This window comes from Thiohalorhabdus sp., assembly GCF_046545655.1.
In the GTDB taxonomy this organism is placed as follows: domain Bacteria; phylum Pseudomonadota; class Gammaproteobacteria; order Thiohalorhabdales; family Thiohalorhabdaceae; genus Thiohalorhabdus.
Genome location: NZ_JBKGZG010000004.1, coordinates 59,234 through 81,315, shown reverse-complemented (window position 1 = coordinate 81,315; position 22,082 = coordinate 59,234). Strand labels below are relative to the sequence as shown.

General features: G+C 70.0%; 26 protein-coding genes. 20 read left to right on the top strand and 6 right to left on the bottom strand.

The window, feature by feature from the left end; translation table 11 throughout:
* Nucleotides 1–219 precede the first annotated feature (219 nt).
* From ACLFRB_RS02100 to merB, 3 genes are all read left to right on the top strand, one after another.
* Complete coding sequence (locus ACLFRB_RS02100; protein WP_411067345.1) at nt 220–897, top strand: hypothetical protein; 678 nt, start codon at nt 220–222, stop codon at nt 895–897.
* Nucleotides 898–1,153: 256 nt separating this feature from the next.
* A complete protein-coding gene (locus ACLFRB_RS02095; RefSeq protein ID WP_411067344.1) occupies nt 1,154–1,906 on the top strand; it encodes a zinc ribbon domain-containing protein in 753 nt (250 codons plus the stop codon).
* A 193-nt stretch (nt 1,907–2,099) separates the two neighbouring features.
* On the top strand, nt 2,100–2,759 hold the full coding sequence (merB, locus tag ACLFRB_RS02090; protein WP_411067343.1) for an organomercurial lyase: 660 nt from the start codon (nt 2,100–2,102) through the stop codon (nt 2,757–2,759).
* 21 nt (nt 2,760–2,780) lie between these two features.
* Here merB and ACLFRB_RS02085 read toward each other — a convergent pair whose 3' ends face one another.
* The 4 genes from ACLFRB_RS02085 to ACLFRB_RS02070 all read right to left on the bottom strand — a co-directional run bounded on the left by ACLFRB_RS02085 (nt 2,781) and on the right by ACLFRB_RS02070 (nt 5,106).
* On the bottom strand, nt 2,781–3,035 hold the full coding sequence (locus tag ACLFRB_RS02085) for a Smr/MutS family protein (protein ID WP_411067342.1): 255 nt from the start codon (nt 3,033–3,035) through the stop codon (nt 2,781–2,783).
* Nucleotides 3,036–3,046: 11 nt separating this feature from the next.
* On the bottom strand, nt 3,047–3,466 hold the full coding sequence (locus tag ACLFRB_RS02080) for an MAPEG family protein (protein ID WP_411067341.1): 420 nt from the start codon (nt 3,464–3,466) through the stop codon (nt 3,047–3,049).
* Nucleotides 3,467–3,614: 148 nt separating this feature from the next.
* Nucleotides 3,615–4,025, bottom strand: coding sequence for a globin (locus ACLFRB_RS02075; RefSeq protein WP_411067340.1), 411 nt, complete (start codon nt 4,023–4,025; stop codon nt 3,615–3,617).
* 142 nt (nt 4,026–4,167) lie between these two features.
* Nucleotides 4,168–5,106 carry a LysR substrate-binding domain-containing protein gene (locus ACLFRB_RS02070; RefSeq protein ID WP_411067339.1) on the bottom strand — a complete coding sequence of 313 codons (939 nt, stop codon included), beginning with the start codon at nt 5,104–5,106 and terminating at the stop codon, nt 4,168–4,170.
* Between the two features lie 96 nt (nt 5,107–5,202).
* On the opposite strand from ACLFRB_RS02070, the gene ACLFRB_RS02065 reads away from it, so the two are divergent.
* The 8 genes from ACLFRB_RS02065 to ACLFRB_RS02030 all read left to right on the top strand — a co-directional run bounded on the left by ACLFRB_RS02065 (nt 5,203) and on the right by ACLFRB_RS02030 (nt 12,126).
* The gene (locus ACLFRB_RS02065; protein WP_411067338.1) at nt 5,203–5,766 is read left to right on the top strand and encodes a cytochrome b; all 564 of its coding nucleotides are present in this window, start codon (nt 5,203–5,205) and stop codon (nt 5,764–5,766) included.
* Between the two features lie 11 nt (nt 5,767–5,777).
* Nucleotides 5,778–6,356, top strand: a complete 579-nt coding sequence (locus tag ACLFRB_RS02060) for a YceI family protein (RefSeq protein WP_411067337.1) — start codon at nt 5,778–5,780, stop codon at nt 6,354–6,356.
* Between the two features lie 12 nt (nt 6,357–6,368).
* On the top strand, nt 6,369–7,226 hold the full coding sequence (locus ACLFRB_RS02055; protein ID WP_411067336.1) for a pirin family protein: 858 nt from the start codon (nt 6,369–6,371) through the stop codon (nt 7,224–7,226).
* Nucleotides 7,227–8,130: 904 nt separating this feature from the next.
* Nucleotides 8,131–9,060 carry a ribosome small subunit-dependent GTPase A gene (rsgA, locus tag ACLFRB_RS02050; RefSeq protein ID WP_411067335.1) on the top strand — a complete coding sequence of 310 codons (930 nt, stop codon included), beginning with the start codon at nt 8,131–8,133 and terminating at the stop codon, nt 9,058–9,060.
* A 134-nt stretch (nt 9,061–9,194) separates the two neighbouring features.
* The gene (locus ACLFRB_RS02045; RefSeq protein WP_411067334.1) at nt 9,195–9,518 is read left to right on the top strand and encodes a hypothetical protein; all 324 of its coding nucleotides are present in this window, start codon (nt 9,195–9,197) and stop codon (nt 9,516–9,518) included.
* Between the two features lie 442 nt (nt 9,519–9,960).
* Nucleotides 9,961–10,554 (top strand): alpha/beta hydrolase, encoded by a 594-nt coding sequence (locus ACLFRB_RS02040; protein WP_411067333.1) that lies wholly within the window; start codon nt 9,961–9,963, stop codon nt 10,552–10,554.
* A 75-nt stretch (nt 10,555–10,629) separates the two neighbouring features.
* Entirely contained in the window at nt 10,630–11,307 is a 678-nt protein-coding gene (locus ACLFRB_RS02035; protein WP_411067332.1) for a hypothetical protein, read from the top strand.
* 81 nt (nt 11,308–11,388) lie between these two features.
* Nucleotides 11,389–12,126 (top strand): DUF3307 domain-containing protein, encoded by a 738-nt coding sequence (locus tag ACLFRB_RS02030; protein WP_411067331.1) that lies wholly within the window; start codon nt 11,389–11,391, stop codon nt 12,124–12,126.
* Between the two features lie 44 nt (nt 12,127–12,170).
* Here the strand turns inward: ACLFRB_RS02030 and ACLFRB_RS02025 are convergent, their stop codons facing one another.
* Together ACLFRB_RS02025 and ACLFRB_RS02020 are read right to left on the bottom strand one after the other, a co-directional pair.
* Nucleotides 12,171–12,554: a DoxX family protein gene (locus ACLFRB_RS02025; protein WP_411067330.1), complete on the bottom strand. Its 384-nt coding sequence runs from the start codon at nt 12,552–12,554 to the stop codon at nt 12,171–12,173.
* 103 nt (nt 12,555–12,657) lie between these two features.
* Nucleotides 12,658–13,098, bottom strand: coding sequence for a YbaN family protein (locus ACLFRB_RS02020; protein WP_411067329.1), 441 nt, complete (start codon nt 13,096–13,098; stop codon nt 12,658–12,660).
* 151 nt (nt 13,099–13,249) lie between these two features.
* Between ACLFRB_RS02020 and ACLFRB_RS02015 the strand changes: the two genes are divergently transcribed.
* The 9 genes from ACLFRB_RS02015 to ACLFRB_RS01975 all read left to right on the top strand — a co-directional run bounded on the left by ACLFRB_RS02015 (nt 13,250) and on the right by ACLFRB_RS01975 (nt 22,076).
* A complete protein-coding gene (locus ACLFRB_RS02015) occupies nt 13,250–13,867 on the top strand; it encodes a hypothetical protein (RefSeq protein ID WP_411067328.1) in 618 nt (205 codons plus the stop codon).
* Between the two features lie 161 nt (nt 13,868–14,028).
* A complete protein-coding gene (locus tag ACLFRB_RS02010; protein WP_411067327.1) occupies nt 14,029–14,544 on the top strand; it encodes a DUF805 domain-containing protein in 516 nt (171 codons plus the stop codon).
* Nucleotides 14,545–14,672: 128 nt separating this feature from the next.
* The gene (locus ACLFRB_RS02005; protein ID WP_411067326.1) at nt 14,673–15,461 is read left to right on the top strand and encodes a BPSS1780 family membrane protein; all 789 of its coding nucleotides are present in this window, start codon (nt 14,673–14,675) and stop codon (nt 15,459–15,461) included.
* Between the two features lie 15 nt (nt 15,462–15,476).
* Nucleotides 15,477–16,175 carry an RDD family protein gene (locus ACLFRB_RS02000; RefSeq protein ID WP_411067325.1) on the top strand — a complete coding sequence of 233 codons (699 nt, stop codon included), beginning with the start codon at nt 15,477–15,479 and terminating at the stop codon, nt 16,173–16,175.
* Complete coding sequence (locus ACLFRB_RS01995) at nt 16,172–17,146, top strand: stage II sporulation protein M (RefSeq protein ID WP_411067324.1); 975 nt, start codon at nt 16,172–16,174, stop codon at nt 17,144–17,146. The genes ACLFRB_RS02000 and ACLFRB_RS01995 overlap by 4 nt, the downstream gene beginning before the upstream one ends.
* The gene (locus ACLFRB_RS01990) at nt 17,136–18,635 is read left to right on the top strand and encodes a DUF4129 domain-containing protein (protein WP_411067323.1); all 1,500 of its coding nucleotides are present in this window, start codon (nt 17,136–17,138) and stop codon (nt 18,633–18,635) included. The genes ACLFRB_RS01995 and ACLFRB_RS01990 overlap by 11 nt, the downstream gene beginning before the upstream one ends.
* A complete protein-coding gene (locus tag ACLFRB_RS01985) occupies nt 18,632–19,786 on the top strand; it encodes a DUF4350 domain-containing protein (protein ID WP_411067322.1) in 1,155 nt (384 codons plus the stop codon). Before ACLFRB_RS01990 ends, ACLFRB_RS01985 begins: the two co-directional genes overlap by 4 nt.
* On the top strand, nt 19,783–20,775 hold the full coding sequence (locus tag ACLFRB_RS01980; protein WP_411067321.1) for an AAA family ATPase: 993 nt from the start codon (nt 19,783–19,785) through the stop codon (nt 20,773–20,775). The genes ACLFRB_RS01985 and ACLFRB_RS01980 overlap by 4 nt, the downstream gene beginning before the upstream one ends.
* A complete protein-coding gene (locus ACLFRB_RS01975; protein ID WP_411067320.1) occupies nt 20,772–22,076 on the top strand; it encodes a DUF58 domain-containing protein in 1,305 nt (434 codons plus the stop codon). Before ACLFRB_RS01980 ends, ACLFRB_RS01975 begins: the two co-directional genes overlap by 4 nt.
* Nucleotides 22,077–22,082 lie beyond the last annotated feature (6 nt).

The window sequence follows — 22,082 nt, the reverse complement described above, 5'->3', positions numbered from 1 at the left end:
GGCTTTACAGGAGGCGGGCCTCCCACGGCCGAGCCTTCCGCGGCAGCCGGGGCTTCCGCCTCATTTCGCCTGTCGAGGAATTTTGCGCAACGTTCCCGCCGCGCTCCCTCCCGCCGCGCCCGCCCATGTAAGAAACTGATTTTCCGATCTTCCCATTCCTGGCACGGCGCATGCTTCGGAAGAGGCAAACCCTTTGCTCTCTTTTGAAGGAGAGTTGCCATGAGAACCCAGACCCTGTTGGGCGGCATGACCGCGCTGTTCCTCGCGGGCCTGCTGGTCCCAACCACGGCCTCCGCCCTCAACATCGAGCTGAGCCCCCATAACCAGGGCATCGGGGAGCTCTCCTACGAGCAATCCGACAGCACCATCACCATCCGGGAAACCTGGGAGGGGGAAGGACCCGGGGCCCTGGAGATCAGCGATCTGGAGGGCGATCGGGACTACACCATCATCAAGGAGATCACCAACGACTCCGGCTCCGACTGGGACTCCCTGGCCAGCGAGATCCTCGTCCCCGCGGGTGATGAATCCGAGACGGAAGACCAGCCTTCCCACGTCCCCGAGGAGTTCCGCCAATCCCACGATATTGACGGGGTGAGCTTCGCCCAACGCAGTGACCTGCCCCGGAGCTCCGACACCTTCGGGACCACCGAGGCCGACGAGTTCGGGGAGCGGGATTTCCTGGAGTACATGGACGGGATCCTGGCGGACGAGGAGACCGCCATGGTCCGTTTCGGCCTGCGGGAGAACGGCTACTTCCAGGGCGATTCGTTCCTGCTCTCCCAGATCCCCGGGGAGACCTCGGCCCCCGCGCCGATCCCCGCGCCGGCCACTCCCGCCCTGCTCGGGCTCGGGCTGCTGGGGCTGGCATGGCTCCGGACCCGGCATGAGGCCTGAAGCCTGAGCCCCGCCTCGGCGGACCCGGTCCCACCGGGTCCGCGGGGGACATGCGGGCGGTCCCCTCCCCATCCCCCCATTGCAAACCGGCTCCTTCCCGTCCCGGCTTGCACGACTCCGTATCCAACTATAAAAAGACCTGATTCGACTCGGAGAAGGGTGCGGAATACCGCGCTCTTCGGGGCCGGGGCCGTCCTTGCACCTTGGGCGCGGGGCCCTCTTCGGAGGGGCCGCCGCCCCCCACCGGGAGGGATCCATGCCGGCCAGACGTCCCCGCCGTGGCACCTTCGAGCGTCTGTGCCCACGATGCGGACGCCGGCGCCGTTTCACCGATTCCAGCCCACCCTGGATGTGCGCTTCCTGCGGGGCCGAGCTGCCCAGGCGGTCCACCCGGGACGGCCTTTGGGACCAGCTTGCCGCCGCCCTCCTGCCCCCCGAGGATTCTCCCGGCGCCCTGGTGCTGGGTGGGCGCACCCTGGTCTGGATCGCCCTGGCCCTGTGGGGGCTGCACTTCCTCGCCATGGATCCAGCCACCGATGCCGCGGGCCGGTCGTTCCTGCACCACGTCAATCTGACCTTCCACGAGGCCGGGCACGTGCTCTTCCGGCCCTTCGGCCGTTTCCTAACCGTCCTCGGCGGCTCGCTCTTCCAGGTCCTGGTGCCGCTTGTCGTGGCGGGGGCCTTCCTGGTGCGGCGGCACCCCTTCGGCGCCTCGGTGGGCCTGTGGTGGGCCGGCCAGAGCCTGATCGACGTGGCGCCCTACATCCACGACGCCCGCCGGATGACCCTGCCCCTGCTCGGTGGGGGCACCGGGCAGGACCGGCCCGGAAGCCACGACTGGAACAACCTGTTGCGCTGGACGGGCCTGCTCGAATGGGACCACGCCATCGCCATGGCAGCCCACCTCCTGGGCTCGGCCCTGCTCCTGGGGGCACTGCTCTGGGGCGCCCTCGCCCTGTGGCGAGGGTGGCGGACCCCGGACAGGGTCCGCGGCCCGTACCCGGGCTAGCCGGAGCGATCCCCGGGCGGCCTTGGCCCTCCATCGCAGGAGAGCCTCGGGAGAGGGCGAAGGCTCCGGCCCTTTCCCCCTGGGGATGGTGCCCTGAAGGGCTATACTGGTGGGGTGATGCATCCTGCCCCCGCAGGCTCCGCGCCTCTGCGGGCCCCGGAGCCGGCACCGGCCCGCCACCGAGAAGGTCCCCATGGAGCCCCCCGCCTCGGACCTTGCCGACGCCCCGGTGCCCATGTTCCCCAAATTCGGCCCGGAGGGCCGGTTCCTGGTGCTGCCCCTGTTCGCGCTGCTGGGACGGGGCTATCCGGTGCGGGTGGCGGAGCTGGCCCGCGAGGCCGGGCGGGACGAGGGGACGGTACGCCGGCACCTGGCGGGCTGGCGGGGCCTGCGGCGGGACGCCGACGGATCCGTCATCGGCTTCGGAGGGCTGGACCTGTTTCCCACCCGCCACCACCTACGCGTGGGCGAGCGGGACCTGTTCGCCTGGAGCGCCTGGGATACCCTGATCCTGCCGGCCATCCTGGGGGAGGAGGCGGCGGTGGCCAGCCGCTGCCGGGCCACCGACGACGACATCCTGCTGCGGGTGGCGCCCGAGGGCGTGCTCGATTGCGAACCGGAGGACGTGCGCCTGGGGCTCCGGGTTCCTGGAAGAAAGGCACCTGGGGAAGGCCGGCCGAGCGTCGAGGCGGTCTTTCTGGCTGGCCGGGAAGCGGCCGGAGAATGGCGCGGCGCGCGCACGGACGCCCGCATCCTCAGCCTCGAGGAGGGCTTCCGGCTGGGGCTGGAGGTGTGGACCCGCCTCCTGGGGGCCGACCTGTTCCCGCGGCGGCGGGGGGAGCTGGGGCCGTGACGGGCCGGGCTTCCGAGGGGCCTAGAACCGGAAGTAGACGAACAGCCGCCCGTGGTTCTTTGCGTCCTTGTCCACGCGGTGGTAGCGGGCCTTGATGTCGGGGCGCTCCAGGAACTTCAGCACCCGCTTCTTGAGCTGCCCCGAGCCCTTGCCGGGGATGATCTCCACGGTCTTGATCCGCTTCGCCTCGGCCTCGTCCATCACCCGGTGCAGCTCCGCCTCGATGGCGCTGCCGCGGTTGTGGATGGGGTGCAGGTCCAGGGTCAGCTTGGCCATCAATCCCCTTCCTAGGCGTGGACCGCCACGTAGATCCCCATGGCCAGCATGGCGAGAATCTGGAGGAAGTAGAGGGCGAAGCGGATGGAGGCCACCACCTCGGTCTGCTCCAGGAGGATGTGCCACAGGCTGTGCACGATGCGGGCGCCGAGGATGGCCAGGGCCAGGATGTCCAGGAAGGCGCTCTGCAGGCCGGCGGCCATGATGGCGACCACGATGGCGGCAAAGACGGGCAGGTTCTCCACGCAGTTCATGTGGGCCCGCATGGCCCGGCGGTACCAGTTGGCCCCCTGCTCCTCGTCGGCCCGCCATTCGCGCACCGTGGCCCGCCCCGTGAGGATGCGGCTCCAGCGGTACACGCCCACGGTGGCGAACAGGATCAGCAAGGTCCAGCCGGCGAATCCCAGCAGGGCCCAGACCGGAATGCTCATGGCAACTTCCTCCCCGGTTCATGGTTTTCGGGCGGGCCGCTGGCTCCGGAGACCCCTTCCCTTCCCGCCGGCACGTAAGACATGCGGACTATCCACCGGCCGTTCGTGCCGGCCCCCGAATCCGATCCCGGGCAGTGCCCGGCTCACCTCATTGCTCGTAGCCCGCCTTCACGAACTCCGTCCCGTAACGCAGCACGTCCCGCCAGCTCTGCTCCAGGGTGGGGTCGAAGTCGGGATCGAGCCGCTGAACCGCCTTGATCATGGACTCTACCCAGTAATCGTACAGCTCCGGGCTGATGTCCATGCGCTCCCGGCAGTGGGTTTGGCGAATGCGGCTGAGGGCGCTGCGGCCCGTGGCGCTGCCCTCGTAGAAGCCGATGACGTTGTTGACCCCCTGGCGGAGGAGGCGCTTCTGCTCCTCCCAATCGGTCTCGGTGAACTGCTCCCGGATGCGGGGGTCGCTGTCCAGGAAGATGCGGTAGAAGGTGTCGAAAACGTCGCCCTGGTGGAGGCTGCGTCCCAGGCTCCTTTTCACCCGGTCCACGGGATTAGTCTGCATCGTAACGGTCTGCTCCTGCTTCGTCCGAACGAATGCTCGTTCGATCTGGCTCAAAAATCCCGCATTATGCCTGGATTTGTCCGGGATGCTAAGCCCCGGGCACAGACAATGGTCCGCTTTGAACACTGGGAGCAGGGGCCGTTCAGGGCCTGCGGGCCCCGGCGTCCCCCCGCACGGCCCGCTCCCAGTAGGGCGCGCCCGCGAAGCGCTCGGCGAGGAAATCCACGAAGGCGCGCACCCGGGCCGAGAGGTGGCGGGTGCGGGGGTAGACGGCGTAGGCGGCCACCTCGGGCCAGCGGTAGTCGGCGAGGATCGGCACCAGGCGATCCTCCTCCAGGGCCCGGTGAAGGATGAACAGCGGGCTGTAGAGCACCCCCTGCCCGGCCAGGGCCGCCTCGCGCAGGAAGTCGCCGTTGTTGGCGCGCAGGCGGGGAGTCACCCGCACCCGCCCCGCGCGGCCGCTCGGATCGGTGTAGGGCCAGACCTCCGGCTGCTGCCGGTTGGTGTAGACGAGGGCCGGGTGAGCGGCGAGCTGGTCGGGGGTCTCCGGGGTGCCGTGCCGGGCCAGGTAGTCCGGGCTGGCGCAGACGATGCCCCGGATGGGGGCCAGGCGCCGGGCCACCAGGGTGGAATCCTCCAGGTTGGCAATACGGACGGCCACGTCCACCCCCTCCTTCACCAGATCCACCTGGCGGTCGTCGAGGTCCAGGTCGAAGGTCACCTCGGGGTGGCGCTCCTGGAAGGCCTCGATGGCGGGCTGCAAGGGGCCGATGCCGAAGGACAGGGGCGCGGCCACCCGGAGCTCCCCCCGCAGCGCGCCCTGCTCGCTGGATACCGCCTGCTCCGCCTCGGCGAGGTCGGCGAGGATGCGCCGCGCCCGCTCGTAGTAGGCCCGGCCGCTGTCGGTGAGGTGGAGGCGGCGGGTGGTGCGGCGCAGCAGCTCCGCGCCCAGGGCCCGCTCCAGGTCCGCCACCCGCCGGCTGACCACGGACTTGGTCACCCCCAGCCGCTCGGCGGCCCCGCTGAAGCTGCCCACCTCCACCACCCGGACGAAGGCCTGCATGGCGTCGAAACGGTCCATTCGTTGCCTCTCATGCAACAGTGTTTTGCGATCAAGGATGTTTATCTTTTATACCAGAACAGCCAGGATCTCCTCCAGCCAAACGGAGGAAGACGGATGCAGTGGCGGAACACGACGGAGGGCTACGGCTGGGTGGCCATCGGCCTGCACTGGCTGATCGCGGTGGGGGTCCTCGGCCTGTTCGGGCTGGGCCTGTGGATGGTGGAGCTGACCTACTACGACGACTGGTACAACCGGGCGCCGACGCTGCACAAGGGCTTCGGCATCCTGGTGCTGGCCCTCACCCTGGCGCGCCTTCTGTGGCGGTGGGCCAACCCCGCCCCCCTCCCGGAGGGGCGCCCCGTGGAACGGCGCCTGGGTCCGATCGTCCACCGCGCCATGCTGGCGCTGCTGGTGGCGGTTCTGGTGGCCGGTTACCTGATCTCCACCGCCGAAGGCCGGCCCGTCGACGTCTTCGGCTGGTTCCAGGTCCCCGCCACCCTGCACGGGGTGGAGGGCCAGGAGGACATCGCCGGCTGGCTGCACCGCTGGCTGTCCTACGCCCTCATCGGCCTGGTGGCCCTCCACGCGGCCGCCGCCCTCAAGCACCACTTCCTCGACCGGGACCGCACGCTGCTGCGCATGCTCCGGCCCGGCAACCCGGAACGTCCCAACCGCTAGGAGCACCAACCATGCAGAAGACCCTGTTCGCGGGGCTGTTCGCCCTCGGCTTCGCCATCCCCGGCGCCCAGGCCGCGGAGTACAAGATCGACACCGAAGGCCAGCACGCCTTCATCCAGTTCAAGATCCAGCACCTGGGCTACAGCTGGCTGCACGGCCGGTTCAACGATTTCTCCGGCCACTTTACCTACGACAAGGAGAATCCGGACGCCTCCGAGGTGGTGGTGAACATCGACCCGGCCAGCATCGACTCCAACCACGCCGAGCGCGACAAGCACCTGAGGGACGAGGAATTCCTGCACGTGGACGAGTACCCCGAGGCGAAATTCGAGAGCACCGGCTTCGAGGACCACGGCGACGGCACCGCCACCCTTGAGGGCGACCTGACCTTGCGGGGCGAGACCAATCCGGTGACCATCGACGTTGAGCACGTGGGCCACGGCGAAGACCCCTGGGGCGGCTACCGCCGCGGCTTCAAGGGCACCACCAAGCTGGCGCTCGAGGACTACGGCATCGACTACGACCTCGGGCCGGACGCCGAGGAGGTCTACCTGACCCTGTCCATCGAGGGCGTCCGGCAGGACGACTAGGAGGATTGCGCCATGGCGGAGCGTACGGTGGTTCAGGTGGTACCGGCGATGGAGGTCTCCGAGGGGGCCGGGGTGCGGATCCTGCGGACCATCGGTACGCCCGCCCGGCGCCACCTCGATCCCTTCCTCATGCTGGACCACTTCGGCAGTGACAATCCGGAGGACTACGGCGCGGGCTTCCCCGACCACCCGCACCGGGGCTTCATCACCCTCACCTACATGCTCGACGGCCACATGGCCCACGGCGACAGCATGGGCAACGAGGGGCGGCTGGACCCGGGCGGCGCGCAATGGATGAAGGCCGCCAGCGGCGTCATCCATTCGGAGATGCCGCGCCAGGAGGCCGGGCTCATGCGCGGTTTCCAGCTCTGGATCAACCTGCCGGCGGCGGAGAAGATGTCGGCGCCGGAGTACCAGGAGATCCGCCCCGAGGCCGTGCCCGAGGTAACCGAGGAAGGGGCCCGCGTCCGGGTGCTGGCCGGGCGCTACGGCGACACCGCCGGCCCGGTGGCGGACCCCAACACCGACGTCGGCTACCTGGACGTGCGGCTGGAGGCGGGCGCCACCTTCACCCACCAGCCCCCTGACCGCCACACCGCCTTCGCCTTCCTGTTCGAAGGCACGGCGCAGGTGGGGGGCCAGGACATCCCCGACACCAGCCTGATCGTGCTCGGGGAAGAAGGAGCCGTCACGGTGAAAGCGGGCCCGGAAGGCGCCCGACTGCTACTGGTCGCCGGGCGGCCCATCGGCGAGCCTATCGCCCAGTACGGGCCCTTCGTCATGACCAGCCGCGAGGAGCTGGAACAGGCCTTCCGCGACTACCGCGACGGCCAGCTGGTGCGCGACCGGGCGACCTTCCGGGAGGTTTGAGGCGCCAGGGTGTCCGTAGGGCACCCTGTTTTTGGCGCTCAGGAGTAATAACACTCTTTGGCTTGGGCCTACGAAGGGCTTCGGGGACCCACAGCCCCGAAAAGGCCGACGCAGGAGCCCGCTTCAGCGGGCGATTCTTCCGAGGGCACCGGTGCCCATTCGGCCTTTCGCCCGCTAAAGCGGGCTCCTACCAGGGCATCCGCCGCACCTGACAAAGCAGCCTTAATGGATGGATCGGCCTTCCACGCCCCCTTCGTCAGCAGGCTCGCTAGCCTGGTCGCATCCCCCTTACCAATAGCCCCGCCTGTTAAACCATTCTTCCCATAGCCCCGGGGCATTCCTTCGGCAGAATTGGCTCCCCCCCCAGCTCAGGCAGCGGGCCTATAGGAGCGGCCTCCAGGCCGCGACCAGTTGGCCGCCTCCACCAGGTCGCGAGCTGGAGCTCGCTCCTACACCTGCGTTTGGCCTTTTCGTGGGGACGGAGGGCACGCCTCCCCGCCTCGGTCACCGGACGCGAGGACCACTGCCCCGATGGTACGGCCAGGGCCTGGTAGGAGCCCGCTTTAGCGGGCGATCCTGAATCGGACTTCAATGCCTGCCTGAGCCATCGCCCGCTGAAGCGGGCTCCTACACCGGCCTTTTTCCCCTGAGGATGCCAATAGATTCCGCCGCCCCAAAGCCCACCGCCGCTCCTTGCCCCTCCGGACCTCCCGGCTTATCGTTTCCCCATCCCTTTCCCGCCACTGCCAGGAGGCGCTCGATGAATGCTCCAGAGCTAGACCCCATCGCCGGGCAGTGTGCGGTCGCCGGGGTGTCTCCCCTCCGCTGACCCGCCTAGCCTGGCCCCGTGGCCGGGCTTGCCCGCGAAGCCCGTATCCTCACCGGATATCCGGAGCTTCCCGTCATGGACAACCAGAATGCGCTGGCCCGCATGGGCTGGCACAACGACTTTCTGACCCAGCTCGACCTGAAGGAGCTGGAATCCGCGCGTGCCGTGCGCGTCACCGATACGGACGGGCGCAGGGTGCGGATCCTCGATGCCGCCGGCGGCGAGCGGCGCCTCGAGCTGCCGCCCTCCACCCCTCCCGCCGACCGCCCCCTGGTGGGCGACTGGCTGCTTCTGGACCCAAATGACCGCCTGCTGCGCCGGCTGGAGCGCTATCTGGTGATGGCCCGGGAAGGCGGGGTGGAGGCCGTGGCGGTGCTCACCAAGCCCGACCTCGCCGAGGACCCCGAGGCCGCCCGCCGCTCCATCGGGAACCTGCCGGGACACGACGGCGTAGGGGTGCTGGACCCGCGCCGTGACGATGCGGCCGCGGCCCTCGGTCCCTGGCTGAGCCCGGGCGCCACTGTGGCGGTCATGGGCTCCAGCGGGGTGGGCAAATCCACCCTGCTCAACCGTCTGTCCGGGGTGGAGCTGGAGGCCACCGGCGGGGTGCGCAAGGGTGACGGAAAGGGGCGCTACACCACCACCCACCGCGCCCTCTACCCCCTGCCCGGCGGGGCCTGGCTGCTGGATACCCCGGGCATGCGCGAGCTGCGGCTCGGGGCGGCGGCCGAAGGGCTCTCGGAGGTGTTCGAGAACATCGAGGAGCTGGCGGAGCAGTGCCGTTTCCGCGACTGCGCCCACGACCTAGAGCCCGGCTGCGCCGTGCGCGCCGCCGTGGAGGGGGGAGACCTGGACTCTCGCCGGCTGGAGAACTGGCGCAAGCTGCTGCGCGAGCAGCAACGGCTGGCGGAAATGGAGGCCGATCAGCGCGAGCGCCACCGGGACTTCCACCGCTACGCCCGCAAGGTCCTGCGGGCCAAGCAAGAACACAGCGGCCGGTCGTAAGCACCTTCTTGCCCGCCCGGTTCACACCCGGCTCCTACCACCGGGGAACGCCCCGGCGGTTTTTTCTTTCCAATTCTGTAAGAACGATTCGTCCTCCTCACCCCGTGCCATGACCACTCCTTGAGGAGGCCTCTATGCTCGATTACAGCAACCTGCCCGCCCTGGACTGGACCGACCCCGAAAGCGCCAACAAGGCGCGTGCCCAGATCATCCGGGCGGAGCCGGTGATCCTGAACATGCCCCGGGGGGTGGACCTCTCGGTGGACGCCCAGGCCCTCGGCTGTGGGCGCAACCCGGACAATGGCATCCTGGTGGGCTGCCGCGGGCCGGATTGCCTGCGGGAGCTATCCAGTCACCAGGGGCTGGACGGCCTGGAGGAGCTGGCGCCTGCCGCCGAGGAGGCCCATGCCACCGTGGACGTGGACGCCCAAGGGCTGCGGATCGTCATCCATCATTGATCATTCCCGACTTGCCGCTCGGGCCCAGGCCGCCAGCGAGCGTTCCCACACCGACTCCCTCCTCCGGCAGCCCTTTCCTGTGCCGCCCATTTGCCACGCTTTTTATTGGCAAAGCCTCGATTCGGGATTATTGTTTTTCGACAATGTGTTAACTGGTTCCACGCCTCGGCTGCCGCCGGGCGCTGTACCGGGACAAAAAGGGGGGAGGGGCATGGCGGTCACGTTCTGGTGGGCGGGTGGTGGGGCATTCGCCCTTCTTTTCTTCGGATTCCGTTATTGGGGATACCTGCACTACCCATTCTGGTTCCGCAGCGGGGCATTGGGGACGGCAACCCCGGAAGATTTCGGGGTTGCCTATCAGGAAGTTCACATTGCTAGCGGCCGCTCCCGGCTGGCCGCCTGGTGGGTGCCTGCCCCGGCGGAACAGGCTTCCGGTAAGGCCGTGATCATCTACCACGGCAATCAGGAGGCCTTGAGCGACTGGGCCGAGGTGGTGGCCCGACTGCACGGGGCCGGCCACGGGGTGCTCGTTTTCGACTACAGCGGCTTCGGCAATAGCTCCGGTCGCCCTACCCCGCACCAGCTGCGGCGGGATGCCTGGGCCGTGTTCCACCGCGCCCGGGAGCTGGCGGGGCCCGCCGCGCGGATCTATCTGCTGGGCTTTTCCCTGGGTGCTGCGGTCCTTATGGACAGCTTGGCCAGGGAAAGCTGGGGGGCAGCGGGCATGATTCTCGTGGGCGCCTACTCCCGGGTGCGCGACCTGCTGCCCCGGATCTCCCCCCTACCCCGCTGGGCTGCCTTCCTGTTCCCCAACCTTCAGGACAACCTGCGCGCCATCGCGGAGAACGGGCTGCCTACGCTCCTCGTGCACAGCACCGACGACGAGGTGGTGCCCGTGGCCCAGGCTCGGCGGCTGGCCGAGGAGAGCGGTCCCGAGGTGCGGCTCGAAGAGGTGTCCGGCCCCGGCCATACGGATTTTTTTCGGGATTCACGCTCCCCCTACTGGCCCCCTGTCCTGGCCTTTCTGGAAAGGTGAGTCCGGCCTACCGTAATGTTACCGCTGAAAGGGAGTACGGTTGTCCTGCCGATTCCGGCAAGACAACCTATTGAGATGAGGACATCGCCGAACATAAACCATTGCTATGCCGTGCTCACGGGCGACCTGGTGCGGTCGCGTTCCCTGTCCGGGGAGGCGCTGCAAGGGGCGCACAGCGGCCTCCGCAGGGCGGTCGCCGAGCTCCGCGACGCAGCCTGGACCGAGGAGCCTCTCCCTGTCGGCGAGCTGGACATCTTCCGCGGCGACTCCTGGCAGTTGCTGCTCCGTGAGCCGGGCTGGGCGCTGCGGGCGGCTGTCTATCTGCGGGCCTCCCTGCTGATGCAGGGGATCGCCGATACGCGCATCGCCATCGGCATCGGCGGGGTGGACCGGGTCGCCGAGGAGCGCGTGTCCCAGTCCGCCGGCGAGGCCTTCCAGCTGTCCGGGGAGGCCCTGGACGCCATGGGGCCGCGCTTCCGGATCGCCCTTAACCCGGCACCCTCCCTGGCGCTTCCTGCCCGGTGGGCGGGGCTTGTGGCCCACCTGTGCGACAGCGTCATGGCCCAGTGGGAGGGCCGGCAGATCGAGATCGCCCGCCTGGCCTGCTATTACCCCGATGCCTCCCATGAGGAGATCGGCGCCCGGCTCTCCCCGCCCATCACGCAGCAAGCGGTCAGCAAGTCCCTGCTCGGCTCCGGCTGGTACGGGCTGGCGGAGGCCCTCACCGTGATGGAGTCGGACTCCGATGAATAACAACCCCAATATATTGTATTTAAAAAAACAACCTTCAAAAGTTGTTAAAAGGAGAACAACCGCGTACGGTGCACCCGACCCATGACCGAAACGCTCCTGGCCCTGCTCGTCGGCCATTTCGTCGGGGATTTCGTGCTGCAAACCGACCGCATGGTGCGGATCAAGCGCGCCCCCGCGGTCCTGGTCCTGCACGTGGTCCTGGTCACGGCGGTGAGCGCCCTGCTGCTGGGCAGCCTGGACGGGTGGGTGCTGGGGATCCTGTTCCTCACCCATCTGGCCATGGACGCGGTGAAGGTCTACCTGCTGCCGCCGAGCCTGGCGGCCTTCCTGACGGATCAGGCGGTGCACCTGGCGGTCATCGTCGCCCTGGCGCTGGCCTTCCCGGCCACGGTGCAGGCAGGCGCGTGGGGGAGCTGGATGACGGCGGCCGGCCTACAAGCCTACGCTCAGGCGCTGGTGGGCGCCCTGGGAGTCCTGCTGACCGTGCCGGTGGCGGGGGTGGTCATCGGCCTGCTCATGGAGCCCCTGACCCGGGAGCTGGAGGACGACCAGAGCCCCACGGGTGGTTTGCCCAACGGCGGGCGCTACATCGGCTGGCTGGAGCGGGGGCTGGTGCTGATCCTGTACCTGGGCGGCCAGGGCTCCGGAATCGGCTTCGTGCTGGCCACCAAATCCATCCTGCGCTTCGGCGAGATCCGGGACTCCGAGCACCGCAAGCTCGCCGAGTTCATCCTCATCGGCACCTTCCTGAGCTTCGCCCTGGCCCTAGCGGGCGGGATCCTGACCGAGTGGACGCTAGGCGCCGTGGCATCTTCCTAACCCCCCCATCCGGGGCCGGCACACGGCCCCGGATGGGGGTCCGCTCAGCGGTGGTTCACGGCGTAGCGCCCCGGACCCAGCAGCATCAGCGCCACCGCCGTGAACAGGAACATGCCCTGCAGCTCGATGGCCCAGGCGCCGTTCTGGTTCAGCGCCAGCACCTCGTGGGCGTGGACCAGACCGATGGCGAAGAGCATGTTCAGGGCGATCAGGCCGGCGCCCACGCGGGCGTACCAGCCCACCAGGAGCAGAACGGGGCCCAGCACCTCGCCGAGGAATACCCCGTAGGCCAGGGCCGGCGGGAGCCCCGCCTCCCCGACCATGCCCTGGATATCGTCCACGCCGTTGGCCAGTTTGTTGATGCCGTGCAGCAGGATCAGCACGGCCAGCACCACCCGCAGCAGCAGTTTGCCGAGATCGTTCGTCATGGTGGGGTTCCATCCTGGTTGTTCCGGAAAAAAGAAAACCTTTTCGAACCAAGGTAACCCCTTGAGCGAAAATGGAAACCCCTTGCTAAAAAGGCAGGGCCGGTCAGCGCGTGGAGCCGCTGCGCCGGGCGGGCTCGGAGCCGGGCTCGCCGGGTAGCGCCAAGGGAGCGGCGGTTTTCCAGGAGAGGTTCTCGCTGGTGGGACGGGTGAGGAGGAAGGCCGCCACGCAGGCCAGGGCCAGCCCCTGCAGGGCCAGGCCCCAGGCGGGGACGCCGGCGCCCGCGGCGATACCCACGCTGGCGAACAGGGAGAGCACGGCGATCCACTTGCCCCGGCGCGGGATGGCCCGGTGCTCCCGCCAGTCCCGGAGGTAGGGACCGAAGCGGGGATGGGTGAGGAGCCAGCGACGGGCACGCTCCGAGCTCCGGCCAAAGGCCCAGGCGGCCACCAGCAGGAACGGGGTGGTGGGCAGCAGCGGCAACAGGATGCCCGCCACCCCCAGCCCCACATTGCACCAGCCGAAGAGCTGCCAGACCCAGCGCATGTCCCACCTCCCCGGTAAGACCCCTGCGTCAGTATACACCCGCACCGTTGCGACGAGGATCGGCCCGCGACTCTTCGACCCGTTTGCGGACCCGGAGGTGCCCTGCGGAGAATGGGTGGTTCCTCCGGACCCACGGGAGGACCGTCACGCCATGCCCGGGATCATCCTCCGCGCCCTGCTGCCCGGGGCGTTCCTCCTCCTCGCCGGCTGCGCCACCGGGGTCACGCCACCCGCGTCCCCCGTGGAGGATCCCCGCCGGGTCTTCCTCCTGGACCACGGCTGGCACGCAAGCCTGGTGCTGACCACCCCGGAGGGCGACCTGGTGCGCTATGCCTACGGCGACTGGCGGTACTACGCCGAGCGGGACACCAGTTTGGGCAGCGGCCTGGCGGCGCTGTTCCGCGCGACCCCGGCGACCCTGGGCCGCCGTGAACTGCCCGGTCCGTCGGATCCGGGGGTTGTGTGCCGCCGGGTCCGGGTACCGGTGGAAACGCTGTTCCCCCTGGAGGTTTCCGGAGCGCGGGTGGACGCCCTTCGGAACCGGCTGGACCGCCGCCACGCGGAGGGCGCCGAGGGCCACAAGTATGTTCCCGCCTACGACCTGACCTTCGCACCCCTGTCCGAGTCCTACCGCCTGCCCACCACTTCCAACAGCCGGGTGGCCCGGTGGCTGCGCTCTCTAGGCGCGGAGGTTACCGAGACCCCCCTGCTGTCGCATTGGACCCTGGGAGGACCCGACGCCGAGCCGCCGCACAGCTGCCCCCCTTGACGGTCCAACCCTCCCCCCATTGCCCTTCCGTTCCGGACCAGGGTTGTCGGGAATAAGCCCCACCCAATGGGGAGTTACGTGCATCCCGGAACAGCTTCTGGCAGTCTTGGGACAGACTGAATCGCTGTCCGCCTGCAGGGGGACAGCCAAGGGGAAAGAAAGTGACGGGCGAAACCGATCCCTATGCGGCTCCCCTCGGGGATCTCCGGACGGGCGGAGAGGGGGAGTCCTGGAAGGTCGAGCTTTTGAGCGCGGCCGGCCGGCTGGGCCGCCTGCGCTACTTGGCCTATTCCTTGGGATTTGGCCTGGGGCTCCTGGCCTGGCTCACCATGCCTGCGCTGGTTGCTCCGCTGGAAGGCATGTTCCTGGGCCCCAACGGCTTGGTCTTCTTCCTGGCCCTTTGGGTGGTGGTCGTCGTACCCCTCCTGATGGTCCAGGTGAACTTGGCCGTGCAGCGGGCCCACGACTTCGGTGCCCCCGGGTGGATGGCCTTCCTGGCCTTCATTCCCTTCCTCCACTTGGCCCTTTGGCTCATCCCCGGTACCGACGGCCCCAACCGCCATGGCGATCCGGCGCCGCCCAACGGATACGCCCTGGCGTTCGCGGGCTGGCTCCATCCGCTGCTTTACGGGGCCGCCCTCGTGGACATCCTCCTCGGATTGGCGAACGGGGCCTGAGCGGTGCCCGGGGGTGGGCTTGGGACAAACGGGGGAAGGGCACAGTAGTCTTACCACGGGCGTGAGCCGGGAACGGCCTACCACGGGCGGTAAGGGGTCGGATCCGGCCTAGCACAAAGGGGATTGCCATGAGCGAGAATCCGTATCAGGCGCCGGCGGCGGCGCTGGAGACTGCCTTCGGGAACGGCGACCGGGAGTCGGGAGAGCTTCGCGAGCCACGGGGGGTGGCCGTCGGGCGCGGCTGGGGGTGGATCCGGGAAGGCTTCGGGCTGTTCAAGCGTCAGCCCGGCCTCTGGGTCCTCCTGTCGATGACTGTCGTGCTCATCCAGATGGGCCTTTCCATGGTGCCGGTGGTCAGCATCCTGAACAACTTTTTTATGTTCCTATTCATGGCGGGGATGTACTTCGCCGCCGAGCAAACGGCCAACGACGGGGACGCCGCCTTTCCCGACCTGTTCGTGGGCTTCCGCGAGAACACCCTGAGACTGCTGAAAATCGCCCTGGTGAACTTTTTTGGCACCCTTCTCGCGGTCGGGCTCAGTCTCGGCCTGACCTTTGGCCCCGCCATGTATGCAGAGAGCGGACTTGCCCAGGGTGCGACGGATCCCGCCTTGTTCGGACCGCTTACCATCCTGGTCGCCATGGCGGTCTTCCTCCCGGTCGCCATGGCCACTTGGTTCGCCACGCCCCTGGTCATCCTCGAAGACGTGAAGGTGCTGCCCGCCCTGCGCATGAGCTTCATGGCCTGCCTGCGCAACATCCTGCCCTTGTTTGTCTACGGGCTGGCCCTGGCGGCGCTCTTCCTCCTGGGGGCTCTACCCCTGCTCCTCGGTCTGCTGGTGGTGGTCCCCCTCATGATCCTTTCCAGCTACACCGCCTACCGGGACATCTTCTACAGCGGGCCCGCCCCGGCGTAGGGAGCGATCGGGAAGGTGCTCGACACCACCGTCCGTTCCGAGACGCCGGAGGGGGTGGACCTCCACCTGCACCCGGCCGGGCCCCTGGACCGGGCCCGCGCCTGGATGATCGACCAGCTGCTGCGCCTGGGGATCTACGCCCTGGCGTCCTTCGTGCTCGGCCTCCTCGGCCAGTTCGGCTGGGGGCTGGCCCTGGTGGTGGTCTTCCTCGTGGAGTGGTTCTACCCGGTGTACTTCGAGCTGCTCCACGGCGGGGCCACGCCGGGAAAGATGGCCCTGGGGCTCCACGCCATCCAGGACAACGGGGCGCCGTTGGAATGGCGCGGGGCCCTGCTGCGCAACCTGCTGCGGGCGGCGGACTTCCTGCCCCTGCTCTACGGCCTGGGGCTGGTGGTAATGGTCCTCACGGGCCGCTTCCAGCGGCTCGGCGACCTCGCCGCCGGGACCCTGGTGGTGTACGCCACCGAGCGCCACGAAGAGGGGGTCTCCGGGGTCTGGGGCACCCTGCCCCCGCCGGTGCCGCTGAGCCTGGAGGAGCAGCAGGCGGTCCTGGCCTTCGCCGAGCGCGGCGGACAGCTTTCCCCGCAGCGCCGGGCCGAGCTGGCGGCGGTACTCGCCCCCCTTCTCCCTCCCGGGGCGCCGGAGCCGGAGGCGGCCCTGCACCAGCTCGCCAACTGGTATCGGGGACAGGGGCTGGCGGAGGCGGAGCCGTGAAGCAGCTCCAGTTCGAACGGCACCACCGGGAGGACTGGGAGGCGCTCGAGAAACGGCTCGACGCCCTGGATCGCAGGGTCGCGGACGACGAGGTCGGCGACCTGCCGGAGCTGTACCGCCGCACCGCCCGCCACCTGGCCCTGGCCAAGGACCGCCACTACAGCCCGGCCCTGGTGGCCCGCCTCCACCGGCTGGTGCTGCGCGGCCACCAGCACCTCTACCGCACCCGGCGGCGCTGGGGCGGACGGGTGCTGCAGTTCTTCCTGGTGGAGCTGCCCCGCACCGTCCGCGCCGAGCGCCGCCTGTTCGCCCTCGGCGCCTTCCTGCTGTTCTTCCCCGGCCTGGTCATGGGCTTGGCCAGCTACGCCGACGGGCGGCTCATCTACACCCTAGCCGGCAGCGAGCAGGTGCGCCAGATGGAGTCCATGTACGACCCGGCCAACGACAAGGTCGGGCGCGGCGCCGAGCGCCAGGCCGCCTCCGACTTCCAGATGTTCGGCGTCTACGTCAGCAACAACGCCGGCATCGGCTTCCGCACCTTCGCCGGGGGCCTGCTGTTCGGCGTGGGGACGGTGGGGACCCTGGTTTTCAACGGCCTGTTCCTGGGGGGCGTGGCCGGGCACCTGACGGGGCTCGGCTACGCCGGTACCTTCTGGCCCTTCGTGGCAGGGCACGGGGCCTTCGAGCTCACCGCCATCGTGCTCAGCGGCACCGCCGGCCTGCAGCTCGCCCGCGCCCTGTACGCGCCGGGGCGGTACGGCCGCCTCGGCGCGCTGCGGGCCGTCGCCCCCGCCAGCGCCACCATCATGGCCGGCGCCGCGGTGCTCTTCCTCCTGGCGGCCTTCGTGGAGGCCTTCTGGTCCTCCAGCACCCTGGTGCCGGACGAGGTGAAGTACGCGGTGGCCGGGGCGCTCTGGGCCCTGGTGGCGGCCTATTTCCTCCTGGCCGGGAGGGCACGGCGTGGATCTTGAGCGGGTCCAGGCGGAGCTCCGCCCGCGGCGGCCCGGGGAGGCGGTGGACCTGGGGACCCGCTTCGCCCGGACCTGGTGGCCCGCCATGCTGGGCTTCTGGCTGTTGACCGCCGGACCGGCCTTTCTGGTCGTGCACGGCCTGCTCTGGAGCCACCTGGCCTGGGCCCCGCTCGCCTTCTGGTGGCTGAAGCCTCTCTACGAGCGGGCGCCGCTGTTTTTCCTCAGCCGTGCCCTGTTCGGCGAGCGCCCCACCGCCGCTTCGACAGCCCGCGAGCTGCACCGGATCGCGGGACCGGGCCTGCTCGGCGACCTCAGCTGGCGCCGCCTCAGCCCGCGGCGATCCTTCGCCCTGCCCGTGGCCCTGCTGGAAGGGGCCCGCGGGGAGGCCCGGGGTAGCCGGCTGGCGGTGCTGGGCAGCGCCCGAGGCACGGCGGGCTGGCTGACGCTGATCTACGCCCTGTTCGAGGCCCTCTTCGTCCTCTCCCTGCTGCTGACCGCCGCGGCCCTGGTGCCAAGCCGGCTCGCCCTGGATGTGAACCACTTCCTCACCGCCACCACCGCCGGACAGGTGACCATTAACGTGGTGGCCTTCGTGGCCACGGCCGCCGTGGCCCCCTTCTACGTGGCCTCGGGGTTCAGCCTGTACATCAACCGCCGGGTGGAACTGGAGGGCTGGGACCTGGAGATCCGCTTCCGGCGCCTGCGGGATCGGCTGGAGGGCGGCGCCGGAGCGGGCCGGGCCGCCCTCGTCCTCTTGGCCCTGGTTGCGGCCCTGGCGGGAGTGCCTGCCACTCCTGTGGAGGCGACCGCCGACCCCGCCGGCTCCCGGGCCTCCGCGCCCACCGGCCCGGAGGAGGCGGAGACCCGCATCGAGGAGGTGCTTGCCCACCCCGACTTCGGCCGCATGGAGACCGAGACCCGCTGGGAGCTGGACTTCGACCTCGACTTCGAGGCCGATTCCGATTTCGAGATCCCGGATTTTTTCAAATGGCTGCTGGGTCTGGGCGGGAAGCTGGCCGCCCTGGGGGAAGTGCTCCTGTGGGCCGCCGGGGGCGTGGCCGTGTACTTCCTCCTCTACAACCTCCTTGGCTGGCTGCGCCAGGTGGATCGGACCCGGACGGGGAGCCGTCCGCCTGGACCGGCGCCGGAGGTGCTGTTCGGCCTGGCGGTGACCCCGGACTCCCTGCCCGCGGATGTGCCCGGCAAGGCGCGGGAACTGTGCGGGGAGGGCCGACCCGGGGAGGCCCTGGCCCTCCTCTACCGCGCCGGGCTTGCCCGGCTGCTCGCGCGGGTGGAGGTCCCCTCCGGGGCCACGGAGGGAGAGGTCCTGCGCCAGGCCGAAGGGGCCCTGGACCCCAGGGGCGGGGGCCTCTTCACCGAGCTCACCGCCGCCTGGCTGCGCTTCGCCTACGGGCACCGGCTCCCTGAACCGACCACCGTTGAGGACCTCTGCCGCCGCTGGCCGATGCTTGAGGAGGGCGACCGGTGACCCGGGGCGAGCGCCTAACCCTCGGAGGGATGACCCTGGCCGTGCTGGGCCTGGTCGTGGGGGGCTTCCTCCTGTTTTTCAAGCCCGTGGAGGAGGAGGTGCGCACCGATGTCTCCCTGGAGGCGCGCAAGAACCCCTTCCTGGCCGCCGAGCGCTTCCTGGAGGCCGGGGGGATCCCCACCGAGCGCGCCCGGGGTCGGGGCACCCTGGAGGAGCTGCCCCCGCCGGACCGGGTCCTGTTCCTCACCGCCCCCCTGGCGGATCTGGGCAAGTCCGAACGGGACGAGCTCGCCGCCTGGCTGCGCGCCGGAGGCCACCTGGTCACCGAGGCGTTCCTCCTGTGGGACCCGGAGGAGCAGGCCAGCGGCGACCCCTTCCTGGATGGCTTCGGCATCCGGCTGCATCGCCATGGGGACGCCGGGTCCGTGTGCGAGGAGGAGTCGGACGGAGGGTCCCTGGCGGCCCTGCCTGGATCCCGCCCGGCCATGGAGGTGGGATTCTCGCCCCGGTTCTACCTGGAGGACGCCGCCGGAGCGGCGGACGGCCGGGTCACGACCCTCTGCGGCCCCCACCTGCTCACCCGGCCTGTGGACGAAGGCCGCCTCACCGTGCTCTCGGACACGGGCTTCTGGCGCAACGACCGAATCGGCTCCGGCGACCACGCCCTGCTCCTGTGGCGCATGATGACGCTTACCGACCCCGCCGGGGTCCGGTTCCTGGCCCACGTGGACATGCCCGGTCTCCCGCTCCTGCTCTGGGAGAAGGCGCCGGAGGCCGTACTTTCCGGGGCCGCCCTCCTCCTCTTCGCCCTGTGGGCGGCGTACAACCGCTTCGGGCCGCCGCTGGCTGCCCCCGGCAGCGGCCCCCGCCGCAGCCTGGTGGAGCACCTGGACGCTCTGGGCGCCTTTCACCACCGCCACGGCCAGCCGGAACGTCTCCTGGAGCCCCTCCGCCGACGCCTGCACGCCCGGCTGGAGGGGCGCATGGCCCCGTGGCGCCACTGGGACCGCTCCCGGCGCCTGGCCTGGCTGGCCGAGCATTCGGGCCTGGAGGAAACCGCCCTGGAGCGGGCCCTCTACCGCACTCCGGACAGCGACGGGGAGCTCCTGGAGACGATTCAGACCCTGCAAACCCTGGGACGACACCTATGAGCAACGAGACACCCCTCCGCCCCCAACCGCCCGAAGCACCCGCCGGGGCCGAGCACGCGCGGCGCCTCCTGGAGTCCGTGCGCGCGGCCTTCGTCGGCCAGGAGCGGGTGGTCACCGAGACCCTCGCCGCCCTGGTGGCGGGGGGCCACGTCCTCATCGAAGGGGTCCCCGGGCTGGGCAAGACCCTCCTGGCCCGGGCCCTGGCCCGGGCGGTGAACGGCGGCTACGCCCGCGTCCAGTTCACCCCCGACCTCATGCCCAGCGACGTCACCGGCCACACCCTCTACGACGCCGCCTCGGGACGGTTCCGCATCCGCAAGGGGCCGGTGTTCACCAACTTCCTGCTGGCCGACGAGATCAACCGGGCCCCGGCCAAGACCCAGTCCGCCCTGCTGGAGGTGATGCAGGAGCGTCAGGTGACGCTGGAGGACCGGGCCCTTCCCCTGGACCCCCCCTTCATGGTCCTGGCCACCCAGAACCCGGTGGAGCAGGAGGGCACCTACCCCCTGCCCGAGGCCCAGCTGGATCGCTTCCTGCTCAAGGTCCGCATCGACTACCCCTCCGCCGAGGAAGAGGCGGACATCGTAGACCGGGTGACCCGGGGCCAGACGGGCGAGCAGCTGAACGTGGAGGCGGTGACGCCCGGGGTCTCCGCCGCCGAAGTCCTGGACCTCCAGCAAGCGGCCGCCGGCCTGGAGGCGGACGGCCAGGTGGTGGACTACGCCGTGCGCCTCGCCCGCGCCACCCGGGACTGGCCGGGCGTCCACACCGGCGCCGGGCCCCGCGGGGGCATCGCCCTGGTCCGCACGGCCCGGGCGCACGCCCTGCTCCAGGGCCGGGACTTCATCGTCCCCGACGACGTGAAGGCCATCGCCAAGCCCGTCCTGCGCCACCGCCTGCAGCTCGGGGCGGAGCTGGAGATCGAGGGCCTGGCCAGCGACGACGTCCTCGACCAGATCCTGGAGCAGGTGGAAGCCCCGCGGCCATGAGACCGGCGCGGCCGACCCTCCTCCTGTTGACCGGCTGGCTCGCCCTGGGTCTGGGCGGGGCGCTGTGGCCGGCCCTGGCGGAGGCCTGGCGGGGCGGCGGGCTCCTCCTGGCCGGGCTCCTGGGGACCGACTGGCTGGCCGCCCGCCGCCCGCTGGACCTGGAGGTGGAGCGGCGGCCGCCCGCCAACCTCGCCCAGGGGGCCTGGGCCACCGTGGGATTGACCCTCCGCAACCCGGGAAAACGAGCCTACCGCCTGGCCGTGTACGACCACCACCCCGCCACGGCCGAGGTCACGGGCCAGCCCGCCCCCCTGCGCCTGGAGCCCGGGGCCTCGGCCCGGGTCCGCTACCGCCTGCGGCCCACCCGGCGCGGGGAGGCCCGGTTCGGACCGGTGGAGATCTGCGTCCGCTCCCCCCTGCGCCTGTGGCGGCGCTACGCCCGTTTGCCGCAGGACCAGCAACGGCGCGTCTACCCGGACTACGCCGAAACCGTCAAATACAATCTGCTGGCCCTGGACAACCAGCTCTCCCAGCTCGGCATCCGCCAGCGCCAGCAGCGGGGCTCGGGCCTGGAATTCCATCAGCTCCGCGACTACCGCGAGGGCGACAGCATCCGCCGCATCGACTGGAAGGCCACCGCCCGGCACGGCAAACCCATCGCCCGGGATTACCAGGACGAGCGGGACCAGGAGGTGGTGTTCCTGCTCGACTGCGGCCACCGCATGCGCACGGAGGAGGACGGCCACAGCCACTTCGACCAGAGCCTCAACGCCCTGCTGCTCCTGGCCCACGTGGCCCTGCGCCAGGGCGACGCCGTGGGCCTGCACACCTTCGGCGGGCCGCGACGCTGGCTCGCTCCCCGCAAGGGGACGGCCACCCTCAACCGCCTTCTCAACCAACTCTACGACCTGGAGCCCACCGGCCACGGGGCCGATTTCACGGCCGCCGTCCAGGGGCTCCTGGACAGGCAGCGCAAGCGCGCCCTGCTGGTGGTTTTGACCAATATTCGGGACGAGGACGGCGACGACCTGGTCCGCGCCGTTCGCATGGCCAGCCCCCGGCATCTGGTGATGGTGGCGAACCTGCGGGAAGCCATGCTGGACCGGCTGGTGGCCGAACCCGTCACCACGGTGGAACAGTCCCTGCGTTACGCCGCCGCGGTGGACCTCCTGGGGCGTCGGGAAGGGGTCCAGGAGCGGCTCCGCCACGGCGGCGCCCTCCCCTTGGAAGCCACGCCCGACCAGCTGCCCAGCGCGGTGGTCAACCAGTACCTGGCCATCAAGCGCAGCGGCCGGCTCTAAGCCGTC